We start from the raw sequence: 24,179 nt of genomic DNA, 5'->3' as shown, positions 1-24,179 counted from the left end.
TCATAAGGATTGTTGTCATATTCTCAAAGACTTTTCAACAAATATTTCAGTAAATTAAAGTATTTTTGCGGAGTTATTATACTACATTGAGATACTTTATTGAATTTTCTTACAACGGAAAGAATTATTTCGGCTATCAGATACAGCCGGATGCTATTTCTGTACAGGAAGAACTGGAAAAAGCTCTTTCCACAATCTTAAGGGAAGAAATTAAAACTACGGGGGCCGGAAGAACAGATACAGGAGTTCACGCCAAAAAAATATTTGCTCATTTTGATACGGAGCAGGAGCTGAATGATCAGTTTCCGAGGAGACTGAACGGTTTTCTTCCGCCTGATATTTCAATTAAAAATATTTTTCGGGTGAAGGACGATTTCCATGCCCGTTTTGATGCTACCTACAGAACCTATGAATATTATATTTCTTTGGAAAAAAATCCATTTACACAGGAATCTGCCTGGCAGCACTGGAAAAGATCACTGGATATTGATAAAATGAATGAGGCCTGTAAAATTTTGTTTGAATATGAGGATTTTACGAGTTTTGCAAAACTAAAAACAGATAACAAAACCAATATCTGCAAAATGTATAAAGCAGAATGGGAGCAGGTAGGATCAGAATTGAAATTTACTGTTTCCGCCAATCGTTTTTTAAGAAATATGGTTCGGGCTATTGTGGGAACCATGGTAGAGATTGGGGTCGGCAAACTGAAGCCTGAGGATCTCCGTAAAGTAATTGAAGACAAAAACCGTAATGCTGCGGGTACATCAGCTCCTGCTCACGGATTATATCTGGTAGATGTAGGCTACGAATTTTAAATAAAAAAAACTAAAAAAAATAACCATGTTATCAATTTTTATACTTATTGGTGCTTATCGGTATTATGCACAATTAGCCGGGAAATTTGGAAAAATAAAATGGCATTTCGGCCTTTTGGCGATAGGAATTTATTTGGGAAGCCAGATTGTTTTAGGAATGAGCTATGGAGTTTACAAAGGACTTACTGATCCTGCCGCTTTGGAAGATGTGAACTATACCGGATTTTCTTTGGTCAATATGATTGGCTGGGTGATCTCTATTGCAGCAGTATGGGGTATTTACCAGCTTCTTGAGAAAAAATTCCAAAAAGAACATCTTCAAAAACCTTCCATAGAAATAGAAAAAATAGGGGAAGTATCCGAAAGTCAGCAAAGTTAGGTAGCGCGATACAAAGACTGCTATCACTTAATTCATATAAAACAGACGGAAGATATTCATATTGTAAATGACAGGTATCTGAAATTTTCTATTAGGATTTGTAAAAGTTCTGAAGCCAGTCCAATTATAAAATCTTATTTTTGCATAGAATTTTATTTTAATTCTTTTCTTCTATTTGTACAATGAAAAAACAAGATACCTGGGGAATTATAAAAAGATTGTTCTTTATTGGAATGAAATTTCGTTCTTGGTTCATTCTTACTTTAGTAATTTCTGTCATACTTTCAATTGTCTCTACTTACAGACCATATCTTACCATGGAAGTGGTGGATAATGATATTACAAAATTGCAGGATAAAGCTGTAATGATGAAGCATATCTACATTTTGGTGGGATTGGTATTTGCAGAAACTGTTTTAAACTTTTTCTTAGTTTATTTTTCAAATTTTATCTCGCAAAATGTAATTCGGGATATCAGAGAAAGATTATATGCCAAGCTGATCTATTTCAGAACTTCATTTTTTGATAAAACACCTATCGGACAGCTGGTCACCCGTGCTGTAGGAGATGTTGAAACGATTGCAACAGTGTATACGGACGGCTTTCTGATGGTTTTCGGAGATGTTCTGAGGATTGTCTTTGTATTGATCATGATGTTCAATACTAATGTGCATTTAAGTTATATCACTTTGGCTATTTTACCTTTAATGGTTATCATTACAAGATTTTTCCAGAAAAGACTTAAAAAAGCATTTGGAGACGAGAGAAACTGGACTGCCAACCAAAACTCTTTTGTTCAGGAAAGATTGGCGGGAATGCCCATTATTCAGGTATTCAACAGACAGGAATCTGAATTTAAAAAATTTGATGATATTAATATTACCCTGAAAGGAGCGCTATTGAGAACGGTTTTCATTTTCTCATTATTCTTTCCCGTTGTAGAGCTTATTTCTTCTCTTTTTATAGGGTTTATCCTGTTTTACGGAGGTTATATTACGATCAGTGCAGGAGTTGTAATTGCTTTTATTCAATATATTTCAATGCTGATCCGTCCGTTGAGACAGATTGCAGACCGTTTTAATAATATCCAGAGAGGTATTGTAGGAGCTGAAAGGGTATTGGGACTGATGGATGAGGATAATTCAATGCCAAATAACGGAACTGTACAAAAAGACCATTTCGCAGGTAAAATTGAATTTCATGATGTACATTTTGCTTATGATGAAAAACAGGAGGTGCTGAAGGGTATCGACTTTAAAGTAAATCCGGGAGAAACGGTGGCTATTGTAGGGGCAACGGGAGCTGGGAAATCCACCATTATCAGTCTGATCACCAGACTGTATGATATCAATTCCGGAAAAATACTTATTGATGATGTAGATCTTAAAGATTATGAGCTTTATAATTTAAGAAGCCATATCGGAGTTGTATTGCAGGATGTTTTTCTTTTCCATGGAAGTATTTTTGAAAACCTTGCCTTTGGTGATGACAGTGTCACGCTGGAAAAAATAAAAGCGGGAGCAAGAGAAATTGAAGTTGACCAGTTTATAGAGCAGCTGCCTGGCGGTTATGATTATGTAGTAAGTGAAAGAGGTTCCTCTATTTCTTTAGGGCAGAGACAATTATTATCTTTCCTTAGAGCTTATTTATCAGATCCCAAAATTCTGATTCTCGATGAGGCAACATCTTCCATTGACCATGAAAGTGAAAAGCTGATCCAAAGGGCTACGGAAAAGATTACTAAAAACAGAACATCAATTATTATAGCACACCGACTTTCTACTATTGAAAAAGCAGATAAGATTATTGTTATGGAGCATGGTAAAATTGTGGAAGAAGGAACACATCTTGATCTTTTGGATAAAAACGGATATTATGCTACTCTTTACAAGGCCCAGCTGCGTCATGAGGTAGAAGCGGAGTCATAAACCCAGTGCAAAGTATAATTGCTGTTTTTAAAACTAATATAGAGTAAGACCCGAGAAAATCTTTGATTTTCTCGGGTCTTACTCATAAAAATAGAACAATGTGTTTTTAAAGCTTTTTAAAACTGCAGAAAACAAAATTCTGAAGGGTATTAAAAGGTGTGATATGATCTTCAGTGATGCATTTTATTTTTTCAAATCCGGATTTAAATGTTTCAGCCAGAGATTCTTCATCATACTGCCGGATATCCAGCCCGCTGCATCGGGTAGGGCCATTTTTAGAAAAAGTTCCAAGGACCATGCATCCGGTTATGTTTTTTTCTGCAATATCTATATATTTTGAAACCTGCTCAGGTGTTGTCAGAAAGTGAAAGGCAGCCCTGTCATGCCAGATATCATAAGTTTCCGTAGGTGTAAATGCTGTGATATCCGCAGCAACCCACTTTACCTGATCAGCGGCATCTCCCAGTCTGTGTTTTGCTTTTTCCAATGCTTTGGCAGAAATGTCGAGCACGGTAATGTTGGTGTATCCTTCTGTAAGGAGAAAATCTACAAGATTACTGTCTCCGCCACCAATATCAATAATTTTGGCGTCTTTTCCCAATCCTGCTGACTTAATAAAATCAAGGGAGATTTGTGGCTTTTCCTGTGTCCAGCTTACCTGCTCAGGATTCTTTGTTTCATATACGTTTTCCCAATAGATTTTATTTTCTGAAAAATTCATAAGTCCTGTAGTTGATTATTGATTTCTTCAAATTTATTAATTAATCCATTAAGTTTAGCCTCTTGCTTTCTGATCGTTTTAGGTCTGATATAAAACCAGTTGAAACCTATCCATGCCAACGTAAGGATATACGCGAATAGAGCAGAAGAAAAAGTCATTTGTAAAGTATATTCATACATGTAAAGACAAATTCCCAGGAAAAGCATCATGAAATATAGGTTCAGCATGGTAGTCTGCATAAATTTCTGCTTATTTTTCACTGTATACAGACTCTGAAGATATTGGCTGTTGGACTGAGTATGGTCAAGGGTATAAAAAACCATAAACATTTTGTTATAAGCCAATAAGAAGATAACCATTGCTAAAATAACAAGTATAATTCCTGCTTTTGTAGTCATAAGCTGAGGCTGAAATTGATACCAGATGGAGGCAACACCTAGGGAAGTGGCAATCAATAAAACATTCATGATGATGATTTTGCGGAGATTTTCATTCTTAAACTTTTTCAGTTTGCCAAGAAGATCTTCCAGATCAGGCTTTTTGGAAGTTTGTTGCTTCCATATATTCTTGAAATCTATATTAGTATCCATTTTCTTTAAACTTTTGCGTTAATTTTTCTTTTATCCTGTGGATTTTTACCCTGATATTGGATTCTGAAAGACCAACAATATGGGCTATTTCTGCCTGTTTTACTTCTTCCAGTTCCAGAGAAATGATAATACGGTCTGTTTCAGGAAGCTCTGAAATAAACTGATAAAGCAATTGTATCTGGGGCTCCAGTGATTCCTGCTTTTTCTCTTCGAGATTAATGGGAAGGTCTGTTTTGGCATATCTTTTTTCTTTCTCAATCTGACGCAGGCAATTATTGGAGGCTATCCTGAAGATCCATGTTCCTACACTGGATTCGTTTCTGAATTTTGGTAGTTGTTGCCATACAATAATAAAGGTTTCCTGAGCCAGATCCTGAGCAGAATCAGTATCATTCACATATCCCATACACAAACGGAATATCTTCTGCCAGTACAGTTCATATATTTCTTCAAATACCATTATTTCGCAGACAAAAAGTTGTTCAGCTGATTAAAATACCATTCTTTATCATCATACATAATAAAGTGTAATCCCTTGGAAGCATATTGCATATTGGTGTTTTTTAGATTTTTATATTGATCCTCGATAGCTGATTTAAAATTAACGAAATAAGATTCCAGCAGAACAAGAGAGGGGCACCGTATACTTTTTATTTTCTCTCTGAGATCTGTATTGGAGAAATCACAGTACATACTGGCAAATGTTTTTCTATCTGACTTCATACTCCAGCTGATTACGGTCTCCTGCATGGAAGTATCCGCCAGAAGACGGGGAATAGATTGTGTCTGCATTTGGCGGAATTGGTCATCAGTCATGGCGGTTAATTTATTAACGGTTGCTGAGCAGTCATTATTTTCTTTAGATGTAAAATTGGGATTGGATAGTGCAGCCAGGCAAGGCAGCGTATCTACGATAATAATTTTACCCGGAAGATCAGGATAATCTGCAGCAATAGCCAAAGCCAGGCCTCCTCCCATGCTATGCCCGATGATAATAGGTTTTTCGATATTTGTATCTTTTATAAAGCCTGCAATTGCTTTTTCCCAATTTTTAAAACTGGCATCAGTTTCTGGTTTTATCCCTGCAAACCCTGCCATTGTTAAAGTATAGCAGGTGTAATTTTTTTCAAATTTTGCCGTAGTTTCATTCCAAACGTCTCCTGATGAGGCAAAACCAGGAATGAAAATTAAAGACTGTTTTCCTTTTCCGGTTTTCTTTACTTCAAATGGATATGATTTTTCCTGACCGAATATATTGCATAATGCTGCAAAAAATAACATGATGATAAGAAGGAATGTGAACTTTTTCATGATCTCTAAGGTTTTAAGGTTTATTTGTCTTTTAGAGACGAACCTTTTGAAAATGTTACAATATTTTTTAATTATTTTTTTTTTAAGCATTTTTTTGCTGTAAAGCTCTATATAAGGCTAAAACAAAAGAAAATTATATTCTCTTCATTTTTAAAATAAAGTAATTTTCTTTTCATTGAGAATCTTTTTCAATACAAATGTTTATTCCCATTATTTTTTTTGATCTTTTTTAGATTATAGAAATAAATATATCTTTTGCGTTTTTGTTGAATAAAATAAAAAAATAATGACATGAAGGTGTTTATATTGATAAAAATTACTAAATTTATTAAATATTTAAGACGATGCCTTGAATGTCGTAGGGGTATCACGTAAAACTGGAAATTTTAATTAAAACCCAAAACATATAAATGAGTAGTAGTATCCAAGATGAATTTAAAGTCTTTAGAGACGAACTGAAAAAACTTAATATTGAAGTTCAGAAAGTAGTAAAAGTAGGAAACGGAAGTATGGATTTCCATGAAGTTTTCTACAAATCGCCAAGATATGAAGAGGTGAAAAGTGTGTATGTCCAGCGACACAATCTGGACAGTATGATAGAAAAATTCAAACAAGCTTACCATTAAAAATATAACCGGCGCCTCAGAAAATCTGAGGCGCCGGTTTCTTTATGTTGATTCTGTTAATCTTTATCCAGTGTTGAATTTTTTTTAGTATCCTTCATCCTTGCATAGACAATGAGAGAGAAAAAAATACATGCTGTGATATACCAATAAAAATACTCTTCACTCCCTATTTTTTTAAACCAAAGAGCAATATACTCTGCTGTTCCTCCAAAAATGGCCACTGTAAGGGCATAGGGAAGACCTACTCCTAAAGCCCGGATCTCAGAAGGAAAAAGCTCAGCTTTTACCACAGCGTTGATAGAAGTATAACCACTTACAATAATTAATGCTGCCATAATCAGAAAAAATGCTCCCCATATGGAAGTGGTGGTACTCAGTGCTGTAAGAAGAGGAACCGTACATAAAGTTCCTAAAATACCAAAACCCAAAAGAAGAGGACGTCTTCCAATTTTATCTGATAAGGCCCCAAATACAGGCTGTAGACAGGCGAATATGAATAATGATATAAATGAGACTAAGGTAGATTCTTCTTTGGTAAGGTGAACCGTATTCACCAAGAATTTCTGCATATAAGTGGTATAGGTGTAGAAAGCCAAGGTTCCTCCCAAGGTAAGTCCTACTACGGTAAGAAGCGCTTGAGGGTGCTTCAAAAGCTCTCCCACACTGCCTTTTTTCTTGTCACTGACCTCTTTTTTGTTTTCAAAAGCTTCCGTTTCATGGAGATTAGCCCTCAGGTATAATGCAATAACGGAAAGTAAAGCTCCAATCACGAAGGGAATTCTCCAACCCCAGTTTTCCAGCTGTGCTTCTGTAAGCAATAACTTTTGCAGGATAAGCTGGATTCCCAGGGCAATAAGCTGTCCTCCGATTAATGTTACATACTGGAAACTTGAGTAAAACCCTCTTCTGTCCTGAGTTGCCATTTCGCTGAGGTAGGTAGCGGAAACTCCATATTCACCTCCCACACTTAATCCCTGGAGCAGTCTTGCCAAAAGCAGTAATAAAGGAGCCAGGATTCCTATGGATTTATAGGTGGGGGTAAGGGCAATAAGCAGTGACCCAAAAGACATCAGCAATACAGAAAGTGTCATTGCTTTTTTTCTTCCTATTTTATCGGCTATACTTCCAAACAGCCATCCTCCGATCGGTCGCATAAGAAAACCGACAGCGAATATCCCTGCTGTATTCATTAACTGTGCATTGAGATCGGAATCCGGAAAGAATGAATGCGAAAAATAGATGGCAAATGCTGCATAAGCATACCAATCGTACCATTCTACAAGATTTCCGACGGAGCCGCCCACAATGGCCTTGATCCTTTGGCCGGTGGTAATTTGTGATGTATTCATATTTTTTATTTTCCCAAAAATCCCATAATAATGTGAGCAATATACAACTTTCAGGAAAAATTAAATGGTCTTGAAAAAAAGAACGGTTTGTATACTTTTTGTTGTTTTTTTAAAACCGGTATCCTAAAGAAAGTCCGCTTCTAAAACCTGCCCATGGGCCGTCTACTTTTATCATAGCACCATTGGCATTGGTTTCCACGGTATAATCTACGATCGGGATATCCAGTTTTTCTATTTCTTTTTTTAGCTGTGCCTGCATATCAGGAGTCAATAGAAAGTCGCTGGACATGGAGAAGTCACCTTTTCCGTTTCCATAGTGAGCTCCTGCAATCCAAAAATCGAGTACCAGATTTTGACTTTTAGTAAGGAAAAACTGTACTCCAACCATGAGGCCGCCACTGTTTCCATTGGCTTTTCCCTGGCCTTTAAGCGGAATCTGATATGTATTTCCATCAGGACCATGGTAATCGTAATAAAAATCAAAGGTATTGGAGGAAACATCAGAGTACCGGTAATAGGGAGCAATATAAAATCCTTTTCCATAGCCCTGTCCAACATAAAATCGGGGTTCTATTGTAAAGTTGGTAGCTTTTACTCTAAGGTTCTGAAATCTTTTTTCGTCTACATCTTTCAGAAAAGCATTGATAAAAGGAATTTTTCCTTCCGGCATGGTTCCAAATCCAATGTTTACTGAGAACCACCGGTTAATGGCTCTTTCATAGGACAGGTTAATATTTCTGAATGCATAAGCTGTAACATTCGTTTTGATCATATTCATTTTTTCTGCCGAACTGTTTTGATCCTGAGCTGCGGCTTCTAAAAACGCCAGACCAAGGATAAGTATACCTGCTTTTTTCATGATCTTATATTTTGTGGTGTAGGTTGATACCAGCAAAAAACGGGCTGAATTTAACATAATAAGATTGATTGTTAGAAAAAATGTAACCTGTTTCAATTATTTAGTTAATTATTAATTACAATACAGAATATAAATGTAATAAACTTAATACTTGTGCTGTCTTATCTGTATTATTACATTTCTGATATGAAAAAAACTATATATACCGTGTTTGTACTTTGTGGGGCTTTTATGTTTTCGCAGGAGAAGGTGAATGATACTGTTAAGGGAGCGAAGACCGAAGAGATTCAGGAAGTTATTGTAAAGGCACAACGTAAAAGACAGTTTGCAGATAAAGCAGTCTATACTTTTGACAAAGAAGCCCTGGAAAGAGCACGGTATGCAAAAGATCTGCTTCGTACGCTCCCGGAGCTGCAGCTCGATCCTGTAGCCAATACAATTACCAGTACAAAAGGAGGTACTGTATTATTTCTTATTAACGGAATTGAAGCTACGGATTTACAGATCCGCAGTGTAGCCCCCAGTGAGGTGGTAAAAGTGGAGTATTATGATATCCCACCGGCAAGATGGGCAACAAGAGCAGATACCGTTGTTAATATTCTGACAAGATCTACGGAAACGGGTTATGTTTTTGGAGCTGATGTATCTTCAGCCTTCAATACAGGATTTGTGAATGGTGCTGCCTATGCCAATTATACCAAAGGGAAAAATAATTTCGGACTTGAATATTCCCTGAATTTAAGGGATTACGATGACAGAAGAGTAAACAGTATGTATGATTATCAGCTGAATGGAAAGCATTACCGTTCCGATGAAAACAGAACGGATCATTTTGGATATACTTTCCAGAATGTAGCATTACGTTACACCAGGCTCGTTCCTGATAGTTATGCTTTTCAGGCAAAGCTAAACATGGATATTTTCAGCAGGTTTTCAAAAGGGGTAGGGCAAAGTATCTTTACTGAAGATCATGCTCATGAAGAACATGCGATGTTTAAAAATAACGGCTCAGATTATGTGATTCCTAAACTGGATTTATATTATTCAAAGAAAATAGGGGAAAAGGATGAGTTGAGTATTAATGTGGTAGGATCTCATTATACAACCAATACCTCGGAAACGGCAAAAGAATGGATCATAGGTTCCGGGCTTTCGGTATATGACAATGATATGACACTGAAAGCCAAGCAGACAAGTATTGTAGGGGAACTTGCCCATACTCATGATTTTGCAGCAGGAAAGCTTTCATCAGGGTATCGCATTTCAAGATCTTCCATCTCCAATGACCTTAATAATCTTGCCGGCTATTCTCAGTATAGTGTTACTTATCTTGAACAGTATTTTTATACCGAGTTTTCCGGGAAAATTGAAAAGTTTACTTACCGCCTTGGCGCCGGAATTACCAATATTCACAATAAAAGTGCTGAAAATACTTTTGATGAATGGACCTTTACTCCCAAAGTGATTTTAGGATATCAGCTGAAAAACAATCAAAGCTTCCGTTTTACAGGGAGCTACAGCCCCGTAAGTCCGTGGAGTAATGCGTTGAGCAGCAATGTGGTACAGCTGGCTCCGAATATTGTACAAAGGGGAAATCCTTTTTACGATCACAGCAGGTTTTTTCGAATACATTAACGTATTCTTTTAATAATAAGCATTTTGATTTTAATGCTGCTTTATTTTACCGGTATACGGATAGGGTGATTAACCAATATTATGTTCATGATGCAGCATTAGATGGGTATGCACTGACTTATGAGAATGGAAAAAACGGCCAGAGGTACGGCGTACAGCTGACAGGATCTTATAAGCCTTTTGGCAACAGCCTGCTTGTCATAAAAGCGGTGATAACGCCTACTTCTGAAACGGTAAAAACAAGTTCGGGAGCTTTGATTAAAAATAATTATTTAGGGAATTATTTTGTGCTGTCTTCTGAATATAAAGCTTTTTCACTTCAATATCAGTTCAATATTCCGGTGTACAGTCTGAGCGGAGCTTTCCTCAATACCAATGAAAATCAGAACAATATTTTTGTAAGCTATAAACATAAGAACTGGACCTTTTCTACAGGAATGTACTGGATGGGAATGCCTTCGGAATACAAAACGAAAAGTCTTCAGGAAAGCCTTGTGGATTACAGAGTTCATACACAGATTATGAATAACAAATCGATGTTTGTTTTGGGACTGAGCTATGATTTCTCAACAGGAAAGAAAACTGAGCTTCAAAGAAAACTTAATAATGAGACAGCTCCGGCTGCTACTTTTTAAATACTATTGACTCTATAAAAAACAGCCGCCTGATACAATCAGCCGGCTGTTTCTGTGCGTTAAATATATTTTATTTTAATTGCTGATGATCATTTTGCGGTAAGCATAAATATCTTCAATGGTTACGACGGTCATCCCTTTTTTGGTGGCGAAGTCCACAATTTCGGGAAGTCTTGCCATAGAGCCGTCTTCATTGGTTAGTTCACAAAGGACTGCATCATCCCCAAGGTTAGCCATTTTTACAAGATCTACACTGCCTTCCGTATGGCCCCGTCTTTCAAATACTCCGCCTTTTTTGGCGATTAAAGGAAATACATGTCCCGGGCTGGCAATATGGTCAGCCTGAGCATTGGCAGCAACAGCTGTCCTGATGGTGGTGACACGGTCTCTGGCTGAAACACCGGATTCAACCCCTTCTTTGGCTTCAATGGTAATGGTGAATGCTGTCTGATTTTTTGAATTGTTGTTTTCCACCATGGGACGTAGGTTGAGGTGTTTACTTTTTTCCTCAGAAATACACAGACAGACAATACCGCTGCATTCGCGGATCAGAAGCGCCATGTCTTTTTCTGTAATGGTGGACGCGGGATAGATGATATCGCCTTCATTTTCACGGTTTTCATCATCTACTAAAAGAATACCTTTTCCCTGTTGTAATGTTTGAAGTGCTTTTTCTACACGTTCTTTGGAGGTAGCTCCGAATTGTTCTAATAATTTTTCCATGTTATTTTACTTTTAAAAGTTAAAATAGTCTTCGGTACATGGAAATGAAATACGACACAATAAGAGCCCATAAGGAATCTTACTGATCATCTCATTTTCTTCTCCCATCCAGACTCTAACTGTCGGTTTTGGAATTTCACCAAATCAGTCCCTTCAAAAGAAAGGAGTCGCGGACTGTAACCGCCGGTAGGGAATTACACCCTGCCCCGAAGAAAACTTATACTAAGTTTTGCTGTATGTTTTAATTTAAATTTTTATTTCATTGAATAGTATTTAACGCATAGACCGCTAATTTCGGGAAGTTTTTTGAATTGGAGAAGAAATTTCCGATACTTTTATCAATCAATTAAATGCATCTGTGAGGATGCTCCTTATTGATTTCTGAAGTTCTCTTTTCTTAATTTTCATATTCTTTTAGATAAGAAACTAATTTTTTTTCAACGAGATCAGATACAGAATTTGCTATTTTGATCGGCTTTGGAGGCTGATGCCCATGAGCGAGAATATAAATTTTCTGACTTTCCCAATGATATAACAACGGATCTCCATATCCATAGATCCAAAATTCTCCTAAGACCAGATAGATTTTGCTTTGAATAATTTCAGTGTCGAGTTCTTCAAAATCAATGGTTAGCCCCTCAAGTTCCAGCCTTGATATATTCTGATAAAATAAAATCAGGTCTTCCGGGAGCTGTATTGAAAGTTCTTTTTCTTTGTTTTGAATGCGCTCCTGGGATGCTCCTTTTTCAATATGATCAGAAGTACTGTAGGATTTTGTAAGTTGTTTAAGGAATCTTGGATAGATGTTTTTTAAATACCCAAACTGATTTTCCACTGTTTTTTGAAGCTGGCGTTCTGTTTCTTTTTCTGCTCTACAAAAGTCATTGAATTCTTTTTCCCAGCCTTTTTTATAAAGATCAGATAAATTAGTGCTTATTTTTTGTGACTGCAGCCAGTCAAAAGCGGCCAGCTGTCCAATATATAGATTTCTCGAGCCACTGAAACTATCCTTTGGTTTCATGCCAAGGAAAGCCCTTCTGCCACATGTTTTTTCCACATTTTCTTTATGTTGCGCGAACCAATGTATCCATTCTTCAGCACTAAGTTTTGCTTCGGATAAAAGAATGAGTTTTTCCGTTATTTCTTCCAATATCATCTACGTAACATATTATTGTCTCAATATTTTCTCCATTTTCTTTCCTTTTGCCAATTCATCGATGAGTTTGTCCATATATCTGATATTTCTCATCAGTTCATCTTCAATTTCCTCTACCCGGTATCCACAAATGACCCCTTTGATCAAAGAAACATTCGGGTGGATCTGAGGAGCCTGTTCAAAAAATGTTTTAAAATCTGTTTTTTGATCGAGGTGCTCCTGGAGTGTCTGTTCGTCATAGCCGGTCAGCCAGCAGATAATTTCATCGACTTCTGATTTGGTACGGCCTTTTTTTTCTGCTTTTAGAATGTAGTGTGGATAAACACTCGCAACAGATGTTGTAAATATCCGGGTGTTTTGCATGGGTTTCTGTAGTTTAGATCAATTTTTTAATTACTTCACCAAGTAGAGCATTAAACTCATCAGGTTTTTCCAGCATAGGGTAGTGGCCAACTTCTGAGATGGTCACATAATCATAATCTTTCAGATATTTGCGGTTGTTTTCAAGATGGGTGGGAGAGGCATCAGAGTTAATGGCAACCACCGGTATCTGAATCTGTTCTGCAATTATTTTAAAATCTGTTTTGTATAATGGTTTGAGTAAATTAACTGCTGTTTCCGCTTCATTTTGAAGGAATTCATAGGAAAGTCTTTCTTTTACTTCAACAGGTGTTTTTTCTGTAAATAAATATTGAGGAAGAATATTTTCCACAGCATTTTTAAAATCATTACGGTAATGGGTAAACAGAAACTGCTCAACCTGTTCTTCTGTAAAAGATTCATCAAGATCTTTTAGGGTATCAATTAAAACAAGAGCCTTCACCTGTGGAATTTTTAATGCTGCTTCAAGCACGTAGGCTCCGGACATAGAGTGGCCCACAAGAATGATATCTGAGGAATGAATTTCATCTGCAACAGCTTTAATATCATTAGCATATTGCTCGCTTGTCCAATCCTGTCTGGATGCATCAGATTTCCCATGGCCGGCTAAATCAAGCTGCACAATATGGTATTGATCTTTAAAATAGATCTGTTAGCTTTCCCACCATTGAGCATTTCCCAACCAGCCATGTACAAAGATGACTGATATTTTTCCGCTTCCGGATTCTTTATAATAAATTTTTTGTCCGTCTGCTGAGACTGCGTATTTTTCCATATAAGTAGTTGTAATGGTTTGTAGTTTATGTTAAATAAAGCTTTAGATGTCATAGGATCTGGATCTAAAACTTACCATTTCCAGATCTGTGGTTCATCTTTCCAGATCAGTAACCTGAATTCTTCATAATGTTTTCCGTTACCTATGGTATGGGTGTCTCTCTGACCTTTATTAAGTCTTAGCTTATGTAAAATCCCGGAATGGGCAGCTACCCAAAGTGTTTCCTCATTGTCTGAAATAGTCATTCCGGAAATTGTTGATCCCAGGAAATACCTCCAAAGCTGGTTTCCGTTTTTGTCAAATGCTTTGATATAGCCATAGGCATCACCAAGAATATAATGGTCATTCATAGCCACTCCTGCATAGATTCTCATCTCTTCATCAATGAAAGTGAAATCATCACTTTCTGTGTATGCCTCGATGTCTGCTCCTACATACTGATCTGAATTGATTCCGATGGTGATGCCATTATAGAAGTGACAGGAATTGGTAATCAGCTGGCTGTCATCTTTTGCAAACAGACAAAAATGAGGATAGGAAGATTGTGGCCCGATAGATCCTAACGTATTTCCTTCCGCATCTAATATTCTGTGATCATAGCCCTGATCGCCCACAGCAATATAAGTATTGTCATGAGATAAAGCTGCGTTCTCCATGTCAATTTGCGAAGTCCAGTCTTCATCATTGTCTTCATTGACTGGATGAATAAGTTTTTTGCCTTCTTTGGATATCAGATAGATTCCGTTTGAAGAAACGACAAGAACTTTACTTCCATCATTGAAGGGTATCATCTCTGTAATTCCGGAATCTTCGGTTTCACTGAGCGTAAACTCATTGATGATTTCTCCGTTCCAATCTTTATAAACAGATATTTTTCCGGGAGTGGCTATGGCAAAAATATTTCCCTGTTTAGATTTTCCAATGGCATGAATAGATTCATCCAGTATTGTGATGTTATCATGATCAAGTACATAAGCCTGTCTTTTTTCATATGAAGTACCGGTAAGGAAAACAATTTTCTGACCACTAATGAAATGTAACTGCTCAATACTTTGAGATTTTTCTTTCATTAATGGAATAATTGGAGTGTGGGCCGGTGGAAACTGTGCTCTGAATAGCTCTGTTTCGCCATTTTGATTGGCTATTGTAAGTAATTCAAATACTTCCGGGGCTAAATGGGCTCTTTTATCCTCCGGTTCCTCACCTTTCCAGTTTTCCCAGCCGTTTTTTTCGCCAAACTCAACCATTTCATTAATTTCTTTAGCATAGCGTTCTCCTTCTGAGAACCATTCTTTTTGGATCGTAGTATTGTACATTGAAAAGTATATTTTATGATTTTGCTATTCTGATTGATCATCTGTAGGAGATGTAAAGGTGAATCAGAAAACAACAGATGATCTTATGGTAAGTAAATATAAATATTTTTATTTGAAAGAGGTTCGTTTTTGATGTTCACCCCAGATTTTTATACTGCTTCCTTTTAGCAACAGGGGATTAAGTGTACCCTTTTTCTGTGCAATAAATGTAAAGCTCATGGTACTGAGTTTTTCTTTAGGGTTAAATAATAATTTTTCCCATGCTATCTGATAATTTCCGTCAGCATTAATCCTTATAGTGTCTGTAGGCCCTTCTATAAAAGAATGAATGTTAGTATGCTGCTTGTTTTCTACTTCAACACTTTTTGAAATGCAGAGTCTATTTACATCATACAGATTTGACCACTGTATAGAAAAGTCCTGGTTCAGGGAAGCTTCCTTGTTATAGATAATATTGTTGGGACTACTCGTGGTAAGTGCGGGAGCATTTCCGAGAAAGAACTTCTTGCCATTGGCCAATTGTATCTGAAGATCATACTGCCCGTTTTCAGGCTGTATATGTTCAATTCGGTAATAGTGTTTTTTGGTATAATATAAGTTTTGCATGATTTGGTAATCTGTTGCCTTTTGATTCACCCAAATGTTGATAGATTCGTTGCCTATCTCTTTATTTTTTTTATCATATAAAATTACAGTGACGATATTATCATTTTTATCTGTTAAGCTTTGATAAATTTCAATTTCCGCCTTTACCTCAGAAATAGCTGTGATTTTTGACGCAGGTGCCGGACCGGAACAAGAGTACAATAGAAAATAGCTGCAGAATAGCAATACTGAAGACTTTATCATATTCATCGTTTATTTAATTTTTATTTACCTTCACTATTATATCTTTCAATTCAAAAGGGATTCTCCTGATGGACTGTTCATTTTCTATCATGAGCTCCACATTCGTTTGATCTTTCTCGGAAGAAGACATGTCACGCTTTAATTTAACCAGTTTATAAATAATGCCTGTTTTTTTATCATGTAAGGTTAAGGTATTGTATCCCGGGTCCATATTGTCGTTGATGAAATATATGAGTTTTTGCTTATTGTTATACCTGTACGCATACATAATATCAAAGCTTTCGAAGTCTATTTTTGCATAATCTTTATCATCATCCAATCTATATTGGAAATCAGGAAAAGCCTTGTTGATGGCTGTGGAATCCAGGATGCTAAAATAAAGGGATGGATTTTTTTCTGTTATTTTTTTATCAATCAGATTCGTGTTTCGGACTATATTTTTAAGAGGACCCAAATTAAAGTATGAGTTGTTTGCTTCTGATGGCGTAAAATAATTAAGGATTCCGGATATGTCTATTGCTTTGAACTTTTTATCAGGAATGTAATAATGTTTTATTTTATTTGTTCCATTGTTGTAATTATAATTTAAAGGATATTCTTTACTTTCTTTCAGTATGTTCTTTTTATGGTCTGTAACCATCATTGTATCCAGATCTATGAGGTCAAATTTACCGGTTGGCTTATCTATTTCTATACCGATCTCAATAAAATCCTCATGTTGGGAAGCGTGGGATAATGTTATTTTATCCTGTGACAAACACGGAATATAAAAAAGAATGAACAAAATAAAGAGATGATTTTTCATTACTAACTGGATTGGTTTTCTGTAGTAAGGTACAAAAATTCCTGTCTGTTATTTTTTTTAACCCGATTCAAATCTGCTTAAGGGTCATTAATATCTTGTTATAGGTACTGCCAAAAAATAAACACCACATTGATGCAGTGTTTATTTTTTTTTGGATTTAATTTTTATTCTTTGATTTTATATTGATAATAATGACGGCGTATGAATTTCCTGAGGTATCCTTTATTTCGCATTTGAAATAAATAAGATCTTTTAAAAACTTTTGATGAAAAACTTCGATCATAAATCCTTTTCCTGTTGGCATAGCCTTGGAAGCGTAGCCTTCCAAACTGTCTATCTCGTAGGAGTCTTTATTTTCCAGGAAATTAAATATCTCTTTTAATACGCAGTTCGCAACAAATACAAAGGGTACAATAGGGTAATTTTCAAAATGGCCCTTACATTGATTGGGAGTAAAAGGCATTATTGAGATCGTAAACTGATGGTTGTCTTCTGTGCGGATGATCTGGCATTCCGGAAGCTTCTCATCATGATATTCTACAGGAGTGTTATTGAAATAATCTTTATAAAAAAGTTTGAATGTATCCTCTGCTATGATATAATAGTCCAATTCGAAAGAGTATACGACTTCTCCTGAATGGGTGTCTTTTACATTTAAGTGAGATTTACCTTTTCTATTGGATTCAAGGAAGCTCTCACAGACAACTGATACGGTATCAAGGGCAATCTTATAAGATAATTTTCTAATCCTCAGTTTTTCGCCTAAAAAATAAATTTTTTCTTTTGAGGTGTTATTTAAAAGTTTGTATAGACTGCAGCTTCCCAAAGATGCCAGTATTTTTAATAAATTGGAAAAATTTTCATTTTTGAAATTGCAGTCTGTTATTTCTGTTTCTATTCTATGGTTATTAACAATGATGTTTTCAGGAATAGAAATGTAAGGAGCTGTCTCCCCTATGTAGGGGATAATGTTTTCTTGAATGTCGGTTGTTTTCATGGGAATAAAAGTGTTGGGTTATTAAATTTATTTTCATTTGTTTATAGAATCTTTTGTGTTTCATAGGGATGTGAACGAAGTTATTATCATTCAGTTTTACAATTTTGATAAGAAATCCGTAAGTACGAAAAACTGATATTAGGTTTTTGAACTTTTTTGCAGTATAAATTTTATTTTATTATTATATTTCTTTATTTGGTGATTTTTTTGTTATTGCAATTTACAAAAAACAACAATAAATAATTATGAATAAAAATATTTTATATGTGTAATGGTATTGAAGGGATCTTATTTTTAATAGAATCCATGAAGCGATTGTGGATAAGTTATCCACAATGTTTAAAACATATCCGTCAATAAAGGATCTCACTGCCTGGATTTTAGAACATTTTTTGTAGGCTGGATTTTAGGTGATGAAAAAGTTATCCACATTTTATTCACAGCAATTGATGTGTTTAGAAAAATACGATTTTAATCTTGCGGAAAAGCTTAGTGTAAGATAAATATATTTTGCCGGTATCGTAGTTGGAGCTGAAACCTCATAGGTTTGTTGTGATGGTTTGGAGGCTGTAGAGAAATTATTTTTGATCTTTATAAATATTCCAGAAATTAAAATCTGTCATTGGGGCGTCCGTTATTCCTATATTTCTTCCCATTGTTACAATCTGCCCACGGTGAAAAGTTCCATGGATAATAATATGTTGAATATATTCATATTTTGTAAAATCACATTGGAACCATTGGGATTCAACTTTTATATTTTTTTCCAGATCCTCTTCAGATAAGTTTTCTACATAATCCACAAGCTTTTGTGAGTTATTTCTTAAGGCGTTAAAAACCTCTTCTTTACTATCTGTAGCTGCCGTCTGTGTAAAATCAAAGTCATTGCTTTCAGAAATATAACTCCACCAGTATTCCTGGGTCTGCCAGATATGGTGTAATGTTTTCAGGATGGTCGGAAAACTTGAAATGGTTTCCTGATTAAGCTGTTCATCGGATTTTGTGGATAACCAGTCAAGATATTTGTTGAATACCCAGCTGTTGTACTGAACGCTTTTGGTGACTAGTGTTTTTAAGCTCATAATAGTTTATATTTTGATTGGTTTATATTCAATTTTAAAGATCAAGTGAAAGCATTATGCGAAATTTTTCATGAGTGAGGAGTATAAATAAGCTGTACCACTCCGGATTTAAAAACATTGGTTTTTATTAATTTTAAATTAAGTCGCTCTTTCAAATCTTCAAACAAAGGTTTCCCACTACCTAAAGCAATTGGATGAACAGAAATTCTGTAAACATCGATCAGGTTATTTTTAATAAAAGTCGTAATGAGGCTTGCCCCTCCGTATAGCCAGATATCTTTTCCACCCTGTTTCTTGATTTCAGAAACTTTTTCTATAATATCAGTATTGATAAAGGTTGCATTTTTATCTTCTCTGTGTTGGCTTGAAAACACAAATTTATTTTTTGAATGAACAGCTTCCCAAAGTTTTTGCTCTTCCGGAGTAGCATTTTCTTCCGGTAGATAATTTCCCCAGGCATCATAGCTTATTCTTCCATAAAAAATGGTGTCAATTCCTGAAAGGAAACCGTCAAAATCCATGTCGTCATCCATAATACACCAGTCGGTTTCTCCGTTGGGTCCTTCGATAAACCCGTCTAGAGTGATAGCTAAATCTAATAATACTTGTTTCATTTTACAGTGGGGAATTTGTTTTTTTAGTTTTTAATTGAAATACATTTCCTTCAGGATCTGTTCCGTCGCACAACCAAAAACCATAGTTGTCAAATGTTTTAACTTCTCTCATCTGAACATTTTTTGAAAGAAGTTCATTTCTGGCTGATTCTATATCAAGATCAATTGTAAAAACTATTTTGGTATTGTTATCAAATAAATATCCTTCGTCTATCTTTTCGAGATACTGATCTCCGATTTTATGAAATGCCAGGTTTACAGCACCTACATCCAGCAATACCCACATATCATCTTCTTCAATGACTTTTATATTAAAGTGTTCAACATAAAAGTTTTTCATCACTTCAATATTTTTCACGTAAAATAGGATGGTATCCAGTTTTGTATTCATTTTCAGATCGTATTCTTGTATGTTTTTAAAGAAGAACGCTATTAATTTCGGACGAACTAAATTAATAAAAAAGATTTCACAAAGTGAGGTAAGGAAGATAAATCGAAACTGGAAGTAATTAATTCTTTACTTTAAAGTTCAGGGCACAATATCAATTCACCTTCTCCGTATAACCAGAATTTGCCAAATCTTTCATTGTATTCAAAAGGTCTTTCTTTAGCAGGAAATATTTTCTGTTGAGAAGATAAGGATAAACATTGATCGCTCTCATCAGAAGCTGCAGATGGGCATCAATATAATGATCGTTGTTGAAGTATATTAAATGGTTCTCGATATAGTAGTTCAGATCTTTGACATCCTGTTCTTCCAGATAAAATGAGATAGATGTATTTTCTAAATAAGGCCTGATTTCATTTTTTAATGTATCCTCCAATGGTTTTAGGTTCAGGAAATTTCGTTTGATCTGCTCAGGCATAGTTTTCGTGCTCATAAAGGCTGTTGCATGAGCAATATCTGTATAAACCTTTAATTTTTCCTCATAGCTTGCGTCATATGCTGAAAGAAGCTGATAGGCATTTATAAATTCTGTTTTTTTACAGGAATCATCTGTGGAGGAAAGGAAATAATGATAGATATCGGAATCATTCTGCTGAATTTGTTTTTGTATTTCAGAAATAGAATGGTTGATTTCAGGAATCAGGTTTTTAGCTTCCTTAACCGTATATTTCTTTCCGTCGTAATCAAATGTTTTTAAAACCAATTCTTTACTGGCAATAGCTTCTATTGTTTTTTTATCATTTTCAAGGGCGATCAGGGTGTAGACCAATTCCACTTTTTCTTTGCTGAAAAGTTCGTCAAAAAGAAGATCTTTGACAATGTGGTTTTCCTGAATGGTAAAATCAGGATTTTTGTTATCGTAATAACTGTTGAAAATTTTGTCAAAAGAATCCCTGTTGTACTGTTCTTCAAATTCTGTTTTAAAAACATCCAGTTCCAGCTCAGTTTTTCCTTTCTGGTATTTTACCTTTGAAAAGAGCTTTGCGGTAAGTTTTTCCTCAGTTTTTTCAAAGTCCTGGAATAAGTTTTTAGCGTGCTCATTGTCGGTATCCTTTATAATATTAAGTTTTCGAAGTCTTGCGATACGCTCTTCATGAGAAGGGTGTGATGCCCATTGGTTCTCAATCATCAGTTTTGATTTATTAAAAAGACCGGATTCTGAAAGTTTTACATTCGGAAGATCATGTTTCATTTCCAGTTCATTTTGCGTGGCTAGAAAATTCATCACGAAAGACTGTTCTTTGTAAATATTTTTGCTTGCCTGATTTTTTGACACCTTGGCATCGTAAAAACTAATCACATTGTTATAGGAGTTGCTTGCCAGTTCTATTCTGAGAAGAGATTCTTCCAATGAAACGGAACCTGCAATATGGGCAGCCACTTCATCGGCATGAAACTCCATTTCTCTGGAAAGTGCCATATGACGGATATTGACAAAAGAATACATTTTTGAAAGAACCCATTGGATTTTATTGGTGATAAAAAGGGAAATCGCTGCAAAAATGGAAAAATAACCACTCATACTTGCCCAGCTTTCTATAGAGTTCCGATAGGACTGATCATCATTAACAAGATTAAAAATAATCTGGTTTACATTATACACATAACTTCCCACCTTCATAGAACGTTGGGAAAAATGTCCGAATTCGTGAGAGAGTACAGCCTTTAATTCCTGTTTTGTAGAAGTGTTGATTAATCCCACCCCTATGGTCAGGTTTTTTTTAATAGGAAGAAACATACTCCAAAAACTTGAATCATAAAAAACACTGGCATTGACATCATAGGATAGATATACTTTTTTAGGAAAATCCGTTTCAGCTTCTTTTACAATCTCATCAATCATTTTAAAAAGCTGAGGCTCCTGTGTTCTTGTAATTTCTGTAAGATAACTTCTGTCGTTGATATGTTTCTTGAATAAAAATTTGATGATAAAAAAGAAAACACAGACGCCGGTTCCTGCAGCGCCTATTCCCAACATGAGGGTTAGAAACATTGGTTTGGTTATGATAAGTAAAATTCCTCCACCAATACAGGCTACAGCCAAAATAATGGTAAAAAGAAACATAAGGATATATACAATGACGAAAATGCTGATCGCCAGAATAGCGGATTTACTCTTCTTTTTGAAATCTTCAGAAACCTGAATGTACATGGTAATAATTTTTTTACAATATTACATTCATAAAGCTAAAAAAACAAAAAACCACTCAAAAAAATAGAGTGGTTTCTGAGATTTTTTATATCGTTTCGTGATGGGTAGATGTACCGAAACTAGCTATTAATACTGTTTAGATCTTTTTCTGCTGCCCAGCTGTCAAATGCTGTGGCCGCACTTCCTATTTCTATAATCCGGTCTTTATGAATCATAATTCCCAAACCATGTTCGCTGTCCCATGAACAGGAAAATCCTAACCCGATGTATGGGTAGTGATCCTTAACCACTGAGGTAACATAAAAATAAGTTGGTGACAGAAGATGAGCAAAACCTTGTATATCTTTTAAATCAGGCATAAAATCTGTTTTGTCTTCTTCAGAATAGTTGTAATTTTTTTGTAGGCCGGGGTATTGCTTTAAAAGTTCAGCCAATATTTTTTCTAAGACGACTTCCTGGTTTTCCTGTAGGTAATGTAATCCATTTTCCTGTGCCGGGGTTGGTTCATCCATATAGTCATCTTCCTCATCCAAGAGTTCGTAATAAAATTCAGGATCTTCTTTTTGGAAGAAAGTCTGCCAGTGCTTCAGTTCAATACTAAGTTCAAAATAGTCATCATCACTTTCGTTCTGATCAGGCAGGTTTCTGGGATGATCGAGATGTTTATTGAAGAACTCATAGCAAAAAGGGGCTCTTGAAAAAATATACTCCTGATTTTCAGCATAACATAAGTTGAAATATTCCAGGGCTTTTTCTTCATTGCCACATTCCAGGCAGCATTCTCCTGCATAATAATTCCGGATATAAGACGCATTTTTGTGAGCAGCGGAGTGACGGTCAGAAATCTCCAGCCATCTCATCATATTTTCGAAATCTTTTCCCCGGATATATTCATTAATCATCCGGCTGCTTATGATGTAAGCCTGATATATATCATATTTTTCATCATCGGCTTCTTCCCATTTCTCCTCTATAAAACTGATGAATTCTTCCCCGGTGATTGTAGAAGTTTTAAGCATCGACTTTTCTAAAAATATATCGATTTCGTTAATTATCTTTTCAGCATTTGACATTGGTGTTTTATTTTTTTATGTTAGCTTTCCATGGCCATATCATCTAGCTTTCCGTTTTCGTCGGTATTGATTACCACCAAATAATCTGTAATATCCCGGCCAATTGAATAGTCTGAAATGGCAAAGCTGTCTTCACTGTCAGGATAAATTCCAACCCGAACCAGTTCCAGTTTTTTCAAAAGCTGTTGTTCCGGCTGAGTGGTTGAATCATCGAAGTTGATCAGGGCCGAAAGCTCTTCTTTCTCACATTCTTCAAGATGGTGTTCTACATAAAATTTTACGGTTTCACCGTCTTCATCATGATAATCATCCAGAATATATGTTTTATTAAGGCTGTCAAATTTCCCGATATTTTCAAGGTAATTTTTTACTTTATCCAATTGGGAAGGGGCAATGCTGTTGTTTTCGAAATTTAAGTTCAGTTGAATTTCATTGCCATTAAAATCAATCGTCACATCATAATATTCTTCAATATCTTCTGTTGATAGTTGTCCAAAATAGGGTAGTGTGTATTCTGCCATGGTTATTCTTTTTTATGCCTTTATCTAAGCTTTCTGCTAATATACCATTTTACTTACTTCATCTCCTGGTGATGATGGAAATTTTCAGGATATTTTCTTATTTCCTGTTTTTGGTTTTAAATGTCTTTTTTGTGTTCATTGAAGTTGTAGTCTTATCCAGTTAAGAATAAATAGCACAATGAATATTCCGGCAATATAGAACTGGACTTTGTTCACTTTCTTTGGCCCCAACTTCCAGACACAAATTCTGTCTATGATCATAATGATGACAACAGGAATTAATCCGAATAATGCATACATTCCGGCCAAACCATCCTGTGCAGATACACTGTCGAAGGCAATAATGGAAAAAATTATTCCAATAAGAATTGACAGCAACCCTAAAACAAAAAAGAGGGTCAGTGTACCGGTTATAGTATTTGAAGAATTTTTCATG

Annotated in this window: 28 protein-coding genes and 1 riboswitch; of the genes, 6 read left to right on the top strand and 22 right to left on the bottom strand. The window is 35.6% G+C overall.

Translation table 11 applies throughout. The features are described 5' to 3' along the window. Positions 1-86: 86 nt before the first annotated feature. The 3 genes from truA (at position 87) to LQV47_RS15080 (ending at position 3,125) form a co-directional block, all read left to right on the top strand. The gene (gene truA / locus LQV47_RS15090) at positions 87-818 is read left to right on the top strand and encodes a tRNA pseudouridine(38-40) synthase TruA (RefSeq protein WP_230038246.1); all 732 of its coding nucleotides are present in this window, start codon (positions 87-89) and stop codon (positions 816-818) included. 25 nt (positions 819-843) lie between these two features. Beyond that, positions 844-1,197 (top strand): hypothetical protein, encoded by a 354-nt coding sequence (locus LQV47_RS15085; RefSeq protein WP_230038243.1) that lies wholly within the window; start codon positions 844-846, stop codon positions 1,195-1,197. A gap of 182 nt (positions 1,198-1,379) precedes the next feature. Beyond that, complete coding sequence (locus LQV47_RS15080; RefSeq protein ID WP_230038241.1) at positions 1,380-3,125, top strand: ABC transporter ATP-binding protein; 1,746 nt, start codon at positions 1,380-1,382, stop codon at positions 3,123-3,125. Between the two features lie 106 nt (positions 3,126-3,231). Here the strand turns inward: LQV47_RS15080 and LQV47_RS15075 are convergent, their stop codons facing one another. From LQV47_RS15075 to LQV47_RS15060, 4 genes are read right to left on the bottom strand one after another with little or no spacing between them, the layout of a single operon-like run. Beyond that, complete coding sequence (locus LQV47_RS15075; protein ID WP_230038238.1) at positions 3,232-3,846, bottom strand: class I SAM-dependent methyltransferase; 615 nt, start codon at positions 3,844-3,846, stop codon at positions 3,232-3,234. Further along, a complete protein-coding gene (locus tag LQV47_RS15070; protein ID WP_230038236.1) occupies positions 3,843-4,436 on the bottom strand; it encodes a hypothetical protein in 594 nt (197 codons plus the stop codon). The genes LQV47_RS15075 and LQV47_RS15070 overlap by 4 nt, the downstream gene beginning before the upstream one ends. Further along, positions 4,426-4,896, bottom strand: a complete 471-nt coding sequence (locus LQV47_RS15065; protein ID WP_230038234.1) for an RNA polymerase sigma factor — start codon at positions 4,894-4,896, stop codon at positions 4,426-4,428. The genes LQV47_RS15070 and LQV47_RS15065 overlap by 11 nt, the downstream gene beginning before the upstream one ends. Beyond that, on the bottom strand, positions 4,896-5,747 hold the full coding sequence (locus tag LQV47_RS15060) for an alpha/beta hydrolase (RefSeq protein WP_230038232.1): 852 nt from the start codon (positions 5,745-5,747) through the stop codon (positions 4,896-4,898). The genes LQV47_RS15065 and LQV47_RS15060 overlap by 1 nt, the downstream gene beginning before the upstream one ends. Positions 5,748-6,157: 410 nt before the next feature. Between LQV47_RS15060 and LQV47_RS15055 the strand changes: the two genes are divergently transcribed. Further along, on the top strand, positions 6,158-6,373 hold the full coding sequence (locus LQV47_RS15055) for a hypothetical protein (protein ID WP_209801178.1): 216 nt from the start codon (positions 6,158-6,160) through the stop codon (positions 6,371-6,373). 56 nt (positions 6,374-6,429) lie between these two features. On the opposite strand, the gene LQV47_RS15050 is transcribed toward LQV47_RS15055, so the two are convergent. Continuing rightward, positions 6,430-7,722, bottom strand: coding sequence for an MFS transporter (locus LQV47_RS15050; protein WP_230038230.1), 1,293 nt, complete (start codon positions 7,720-7,722; stop codon positions 6,430-6,432). A gap of 109 nt (positions 7,723-7,831) precedes the next feature. Continuing rightward, positions 7,832-8,581: a DUF3575 domain-containing protein gene (locus LQV47_RS15045; RefSeq protein WP_230038228.1), complete on the bottom strand. Its 750-nt coding sequence runs from the start codon at positions 8,579-8,581 to the stop codon at positions 7,832-7,834. Positions 8,582-8,767: 186 nt separating this feature from the next. Between LQV47_RS15045 and LQV47_RS15040 the strand changes: the two genes are divergently transcribed. Further along, positions 8,768-10,216, top strand: a complete 1,449-nt coding sequence (locus tag LQV47_RS15040) for an outer membrane beta-barrel protein (RefSeq protein ID WP_354961003.1) — start codon at positions 8,768-8,770, stop codon at positions 10,214-10,216. Between the two features lie 65 nt (positions 10,217-10,281). Beyond that, a complete protein-coding gene (locus tag LQV47_RS22600; RefSeq protein WP_354961001.1) occupies positions 10,282-10,851 on the top strand; it encodes a hypothetical protein in 570 nt (189 codons plus the stop codon). Between the two features lie 75 nt (positions 10,852-10,926). Here the strand turns inward: LQV47_RS22600 and ribB are convergent, their stop codons facing one another. The 16 genes from ribB to LQV47_RS14960 all read right to left on the bottom strand — a co-directional run bounded on the left by ribB (position 10,927) and on the right by LQV47_RS14960 (position 24,178). Beyond that, a complete protein-coding gene (ribB, locus tag LQV47_RS15035) occupies positions 10,927-11,574 on the bottom strand; it encodes a 3,4-dihydroxy-2-butanone-4-phosphate synthase (protein ID WP_230038226.1) in 648 nt (215 codons plus the stop codon). 92 nt (positions 11,575-11,666) lie between these two features. Next, positions 11,667-11,792, bottom strand: a riboswitch (FMN riboswitch). Positions 11,793-11,971: 179 nt separating this feature from the next. After that, positions 11,972-12,730 carry an SMI1/KNR4 family protein gene (locus LQV47_RS15030; RefSeq protein ID WP_230038224.1) on the bottom strand — a complete coding sequence of 253 codons (759 nt, stop codon included), beginning with the start codon at positions 12,728-12,730 and terminating at the stop codon, positions 11,972-11,974. Between the two features lie 12 nt (positions 12,731-12,742). Next, positions 12,743-13,093 carry a DUF2200 domain-containing protein gene (locus LQV47_RS15025; RefSeq protein ID WP_230038222.1) on the bottom strand — a complete coding sequence of 117 codons (351 nt, stop codon included), beginning with the start codon at positions 13,091-13,093 and terminating at the stop codon, positions 12,743-12,745. 13 nt (positions 13,094-13,106) lie between these two features. After that, a complete protein-coding gene (locus LQV47_RS15020) occupies positions 13,107-13,760 on the bottom strand; it encodes an alpha/beta hydrolase (RefSeq protein ID WP_290368664.1) in 654 nt (217 codons plus the stop codon). Positions 13,761-13,763: 3 nt separating this feature from the next. Beyond that, positions 13,764-13,886: an alpha/beta hydrolase gene (locus LQV47_RS15015; RefSeq protein WP_230038218.1), complete on the bottom strand. Its 123-nt coding sequence runs from the start codon at positions 13,884-13,886 to the stop codon at positions 13,764-13,766. A 71-nt stretch (positions 13,887-13,957) separates the two neighbouring features. Beyond that, the gene (locus LQV47_RS15010; protein ID WP_230038215.1) at positions 13,958-15,202 is read right to left on the bottom strand and encodes a hypothetical protein; all 1,245 of its coding nucleotides are present in this window, start codon (positions 15,200-15,202) and stop codon (positions 13,958-13,960) included. Between the two features lie 108 nt (positions 15,203-15,310). After that, on the bottom strand, positions 15,311-16,051 hold the full coding sequence (locus tag LQV47_RS15005) for a hypothetical protein (RefSeq protein WP_230038214.1): 741 nt from the start codon (positions 16,049-16,051) through the stop codon (positions 15,311-15,313). A 13-nt stretch (positions 16,052-16,064) separates the two neighbouring features. Continuing rightward, positions 16,065-16,856: a hypothetical protein gene (locus LQV47_RS15000; RefSeq protein WP_230038212.1), complete on the bottom strand. Its 792-nt coding sequence runs from the start codon at positions 16,854-16,856 to the stop codon at positions 16,065-16,067. 157 nt (positions 16,857-17,013) lie between these two features. Further along, entirely contained in the window at positions 17,014-17,853 is an 840-nt protein-coding gene (locus LQV47_RS14995; protein ID WP_230038210.1) for a hypothetical protein, read from the bottom strand. A 578-nt stretch (positions 17,854-18,431) separates the two neighbouring features. Next, positions 18,432-18,935 carry a DinB family protein gene (locus LQV47_RS14990; protein WP_230038209.1) on the bottom strand — a complete coding sequence of 168 codons (504 nt, stop codon included), beginning with the start codon at positions 18,933-18,935 and terminating at the stop codon, positions 18,432-18,434. Positions 18,936-19,003: 68 nt separating this feature from the next. Then, entirely contained in the window at positions 19,004-19,549 is a 546-nt protein-coding gene (locus tag LQV47_RS14985) for a dihydrofolate reductase family protein (protein ID WP_230038207.1), read from the bottom strand. A gap of 1 nt (position 19,550) precedes the next feature. Beyond that, positions 19,551-19,940 (bottom strand): hypothetical protein, encoded by a 390-nt coding sequence (locus tag LQV47_RS14980; protein ID WP_202272150.1) that lies wholly within the window; start codon positions 19,938-19,940, stop codon positions 19,551-19,553. Between the two features lie 151 nt (positions 19,941-20,091). Then, positions 20,092-22,149, bottom strand: coding sequence for a M48 family metallopeptidase (locus tag LQV47_RS14975; RefSeq protein WP_230038205.1), 2,058 nt, complete (start codon positions 22,147-22,149; stop codon positions 20,092-20,094). A 119-nt stretch (positions 22,150-22,268) separates the two neighbouring features. Beyond that, on the bottom strand, positions 22,269-23,222 hold the full coding sequence (locus LQV47_RS14970) for a hypothetical protein (RefSeq protein WP_230038203.1): 954 nt from the start codon (positions 23,220-23,222) through the stop codon (positions 22,269-22,271). A gap of 20 nt (positions 23,223-23,242) precedes the next feature. Next, positions 23,243-23,743, bottom strand: a complete 501-nt coding sequence (locus LQV47_RS14965) for a DUF2004 domain-containing protein (RefSeq protein ID WP_230038201.1) — start codon at positions 23,741-23,743, stop codon at positions 23,243-23,245. Positions 23,744-23,878: 135 nt separating this feature from the next. Beyond that, the gene (locus LQV47_RS14960; protein WP_047494075.1) at positions 23,879-24,178 is read right to left on the bottom strand and encodes a hypothetical protein; all 300 of its coding nucleotides are present in this window, start codon (positions 24,176-24,178) and stop codon (positions 23,879-23,881) included. Position 24,179 lies beyond the last annotated feature (1 nt).

The sequence above is a fragment of the Chryseobacterium sp. Bi04 genome (assembly GCF_918698085.1).
GTDB lineage: Bacteria > Bacteroidota > Bacteroidia > Flavobacteriales > Weeksellaceae > Chryseobacterium.
The sequence above is the reverse complement of the archived record's forward strand: the minus strand, read 5'-3'. Positions and strand labels throughout refer to the sequence as shown.

Bases quoted from the DNA above. Each gene is read 5' to 3' on its own strand.
- LQV47_RS15085 (WP_230038243.1), top strand. From the start codon at position 844: ATGTTATCAATTTTTATACTTATTGGTGCTTATCGGTATTATGCACAA.
- LQV47_RS14960 (WP_047494075.1), bottom strand. From the start codon at position 24,178: ATGAAAAATTCTTCAAATACTATAACCGGTACACTGACCCTCTTTTTT.
- LQV47_RS15000 (WP_230038212.1), bottom strand. From the start codon at position 16,856: ATGAAAAATCATCTCTTTATTTTGTTCATTCTTTTTTATATTCCGTGT.
- LQV47_RS14985 (WP_230038207.1), bottom strand. From the start codon at position 19,549: ATGAAACAAGTATTATTAGATTTAGCTATCACTCTAGACGGGTTTATC.
- LQV47_RS14965 (WP_230038201.1), bottom strand. From the start codon at position 23,743: ATGGCAGAATACACACTACCCTATTTTGGACAACTATCAACAGAAGAT.
- LQV47_RS15045 (WP_230038228.1), bottom strand. From the start codon at position 8,581: ATGAAAAAAGCAGGTATACTTATCCTTGGTCTGGCGTTTTTAGAAGCC.
- LQV47_RS14970 (WP_230038203.1), bottom strand. From the start codon at position 23,222: ATGTCAAATGCTGAAAAGATAATTAACGAAATCGATATATTTTTAGAA.
- LQV47_RS15040 (WP_354961003.1), top strand. From the start codon at position 8,768: ATGAAAAAAACTATATATACCGTGTTTGTACTTTGTGGGGCTTTTATG.
- LQV47_RS15005 (WP_230038214.1), bottom strand. From the start codon at position 16,051: ATGATAAAGTCTTCAGTATTGCTATTCTGCAGCTATTTTCTATTGTAC.
- LQV47_RS14980 (WP_202272150.1), bottom strand. From the start codon at position 19,940: ATGAATACAAAACTGGATACCATCCTATTTTACGTGAAAAATATTGAA.
- LQV47_RS15065 (WP_230038234.1), bottom strand. From the start codon at position 4,896: ATGGTATTTGAAGAAATATATGAACTGTACTGGCAGAAGATATTCCGT.
- LQV47_RS15010 (WP_230038215.1), bottom strand. From the start codon at position 15,202: ATGTACAATACTACGATCCAAAAAGAATGGTTCTCAGAAGGAGAACGC.
- LQV47_RS15015 (WP_230038218.1), bottom strand. From the start codon at position 13,886: ATGGAAAAATACGCAGTCTCAGCAGACGGACAAAAAATTTATTATAAA.
- LQV47_RS15025 (WP_230038222.1), bottom strand. From the start codon at position 13,093: ATGCAAAACACCCGGATATTTACAACATCTGTTGCGAGTGTTTATCCA.
- LQV47_RS15060 (WP_230038232.1), bottom strand. From the start codon at position 5,747: ATGAAAAAGTTCACATTCCTTCTTATCATCATGTTATTTTTTGCAGCA.
- ribB (WP_230038226.1), bottom strand. From the start codon at position 11,574: ATGGAAAAATTATTAGAACAATTCGGAGCTACCTCCAAAGAACGTGTA.
- LQV47_RS15055 (WP_209801178.1), top strand. From the start codon at position 6,158: ATGAGTAGTAGTATCCAAGATGAATTTAAAGTCTTTAGAGACGAACTG.
- LQV47_RS15080 (WP_230038241.1), top strand. From the start codon at position 1,380: ATGAAAAAACAAGATACCTGGGGAATTATAAAAAGATTGTTCTTTATT.
- LQV47_RS14995 (WP_230038210.1), bottom strand. From the start codon at position 17,853: ATGAAAACAACCGACATTCAAGAAAACATTATCCCCTACATAGGGGAG.
- LQV47_RS14975 (WP_230038205.1), bottom strand. From the start codon at position 22,149: ATGTACATTCAGGTTTCTGAAGATTTCAAAAAGAAGAGTAAATCCGCT.
- LQV47_RS15030 (WP_230038224.1), bottom strand. From the start codon at position 12,730: ATGATATTGGAAGAAATAACGGAAAAACTCATTCTTTTATCCGAAGCA.
- LQV47_RS15075 (WP_230038238.1), bottom strand. From the start codon at position 3,846: ATGAATTTTTCAGAAAATAAAATCTATTGGGAAAACGTATATGAAACA.
- LQV47_RS15050 (WP_230038230.1), bottom strand. From the start codon at position 7,722: ATGAATACATCACAAATTACCACCGGCCAAAGGATCAAGGCCATTGTG.
- LQV47_RS15070 (WP_230038236.1), bottom strand. From the start codon at position 4,436: ATGGATACTAATATAGATTTCAAGAATATATGGAAGCAACAAACTTCC.
- LQV47_RS14990 (WP_230038209.1), bottom strand. From the start codon at position 18,935: ATGAGCTTAAAAACACTAGTCACCAAAAGCGTTCAGTACAACAGCTGG.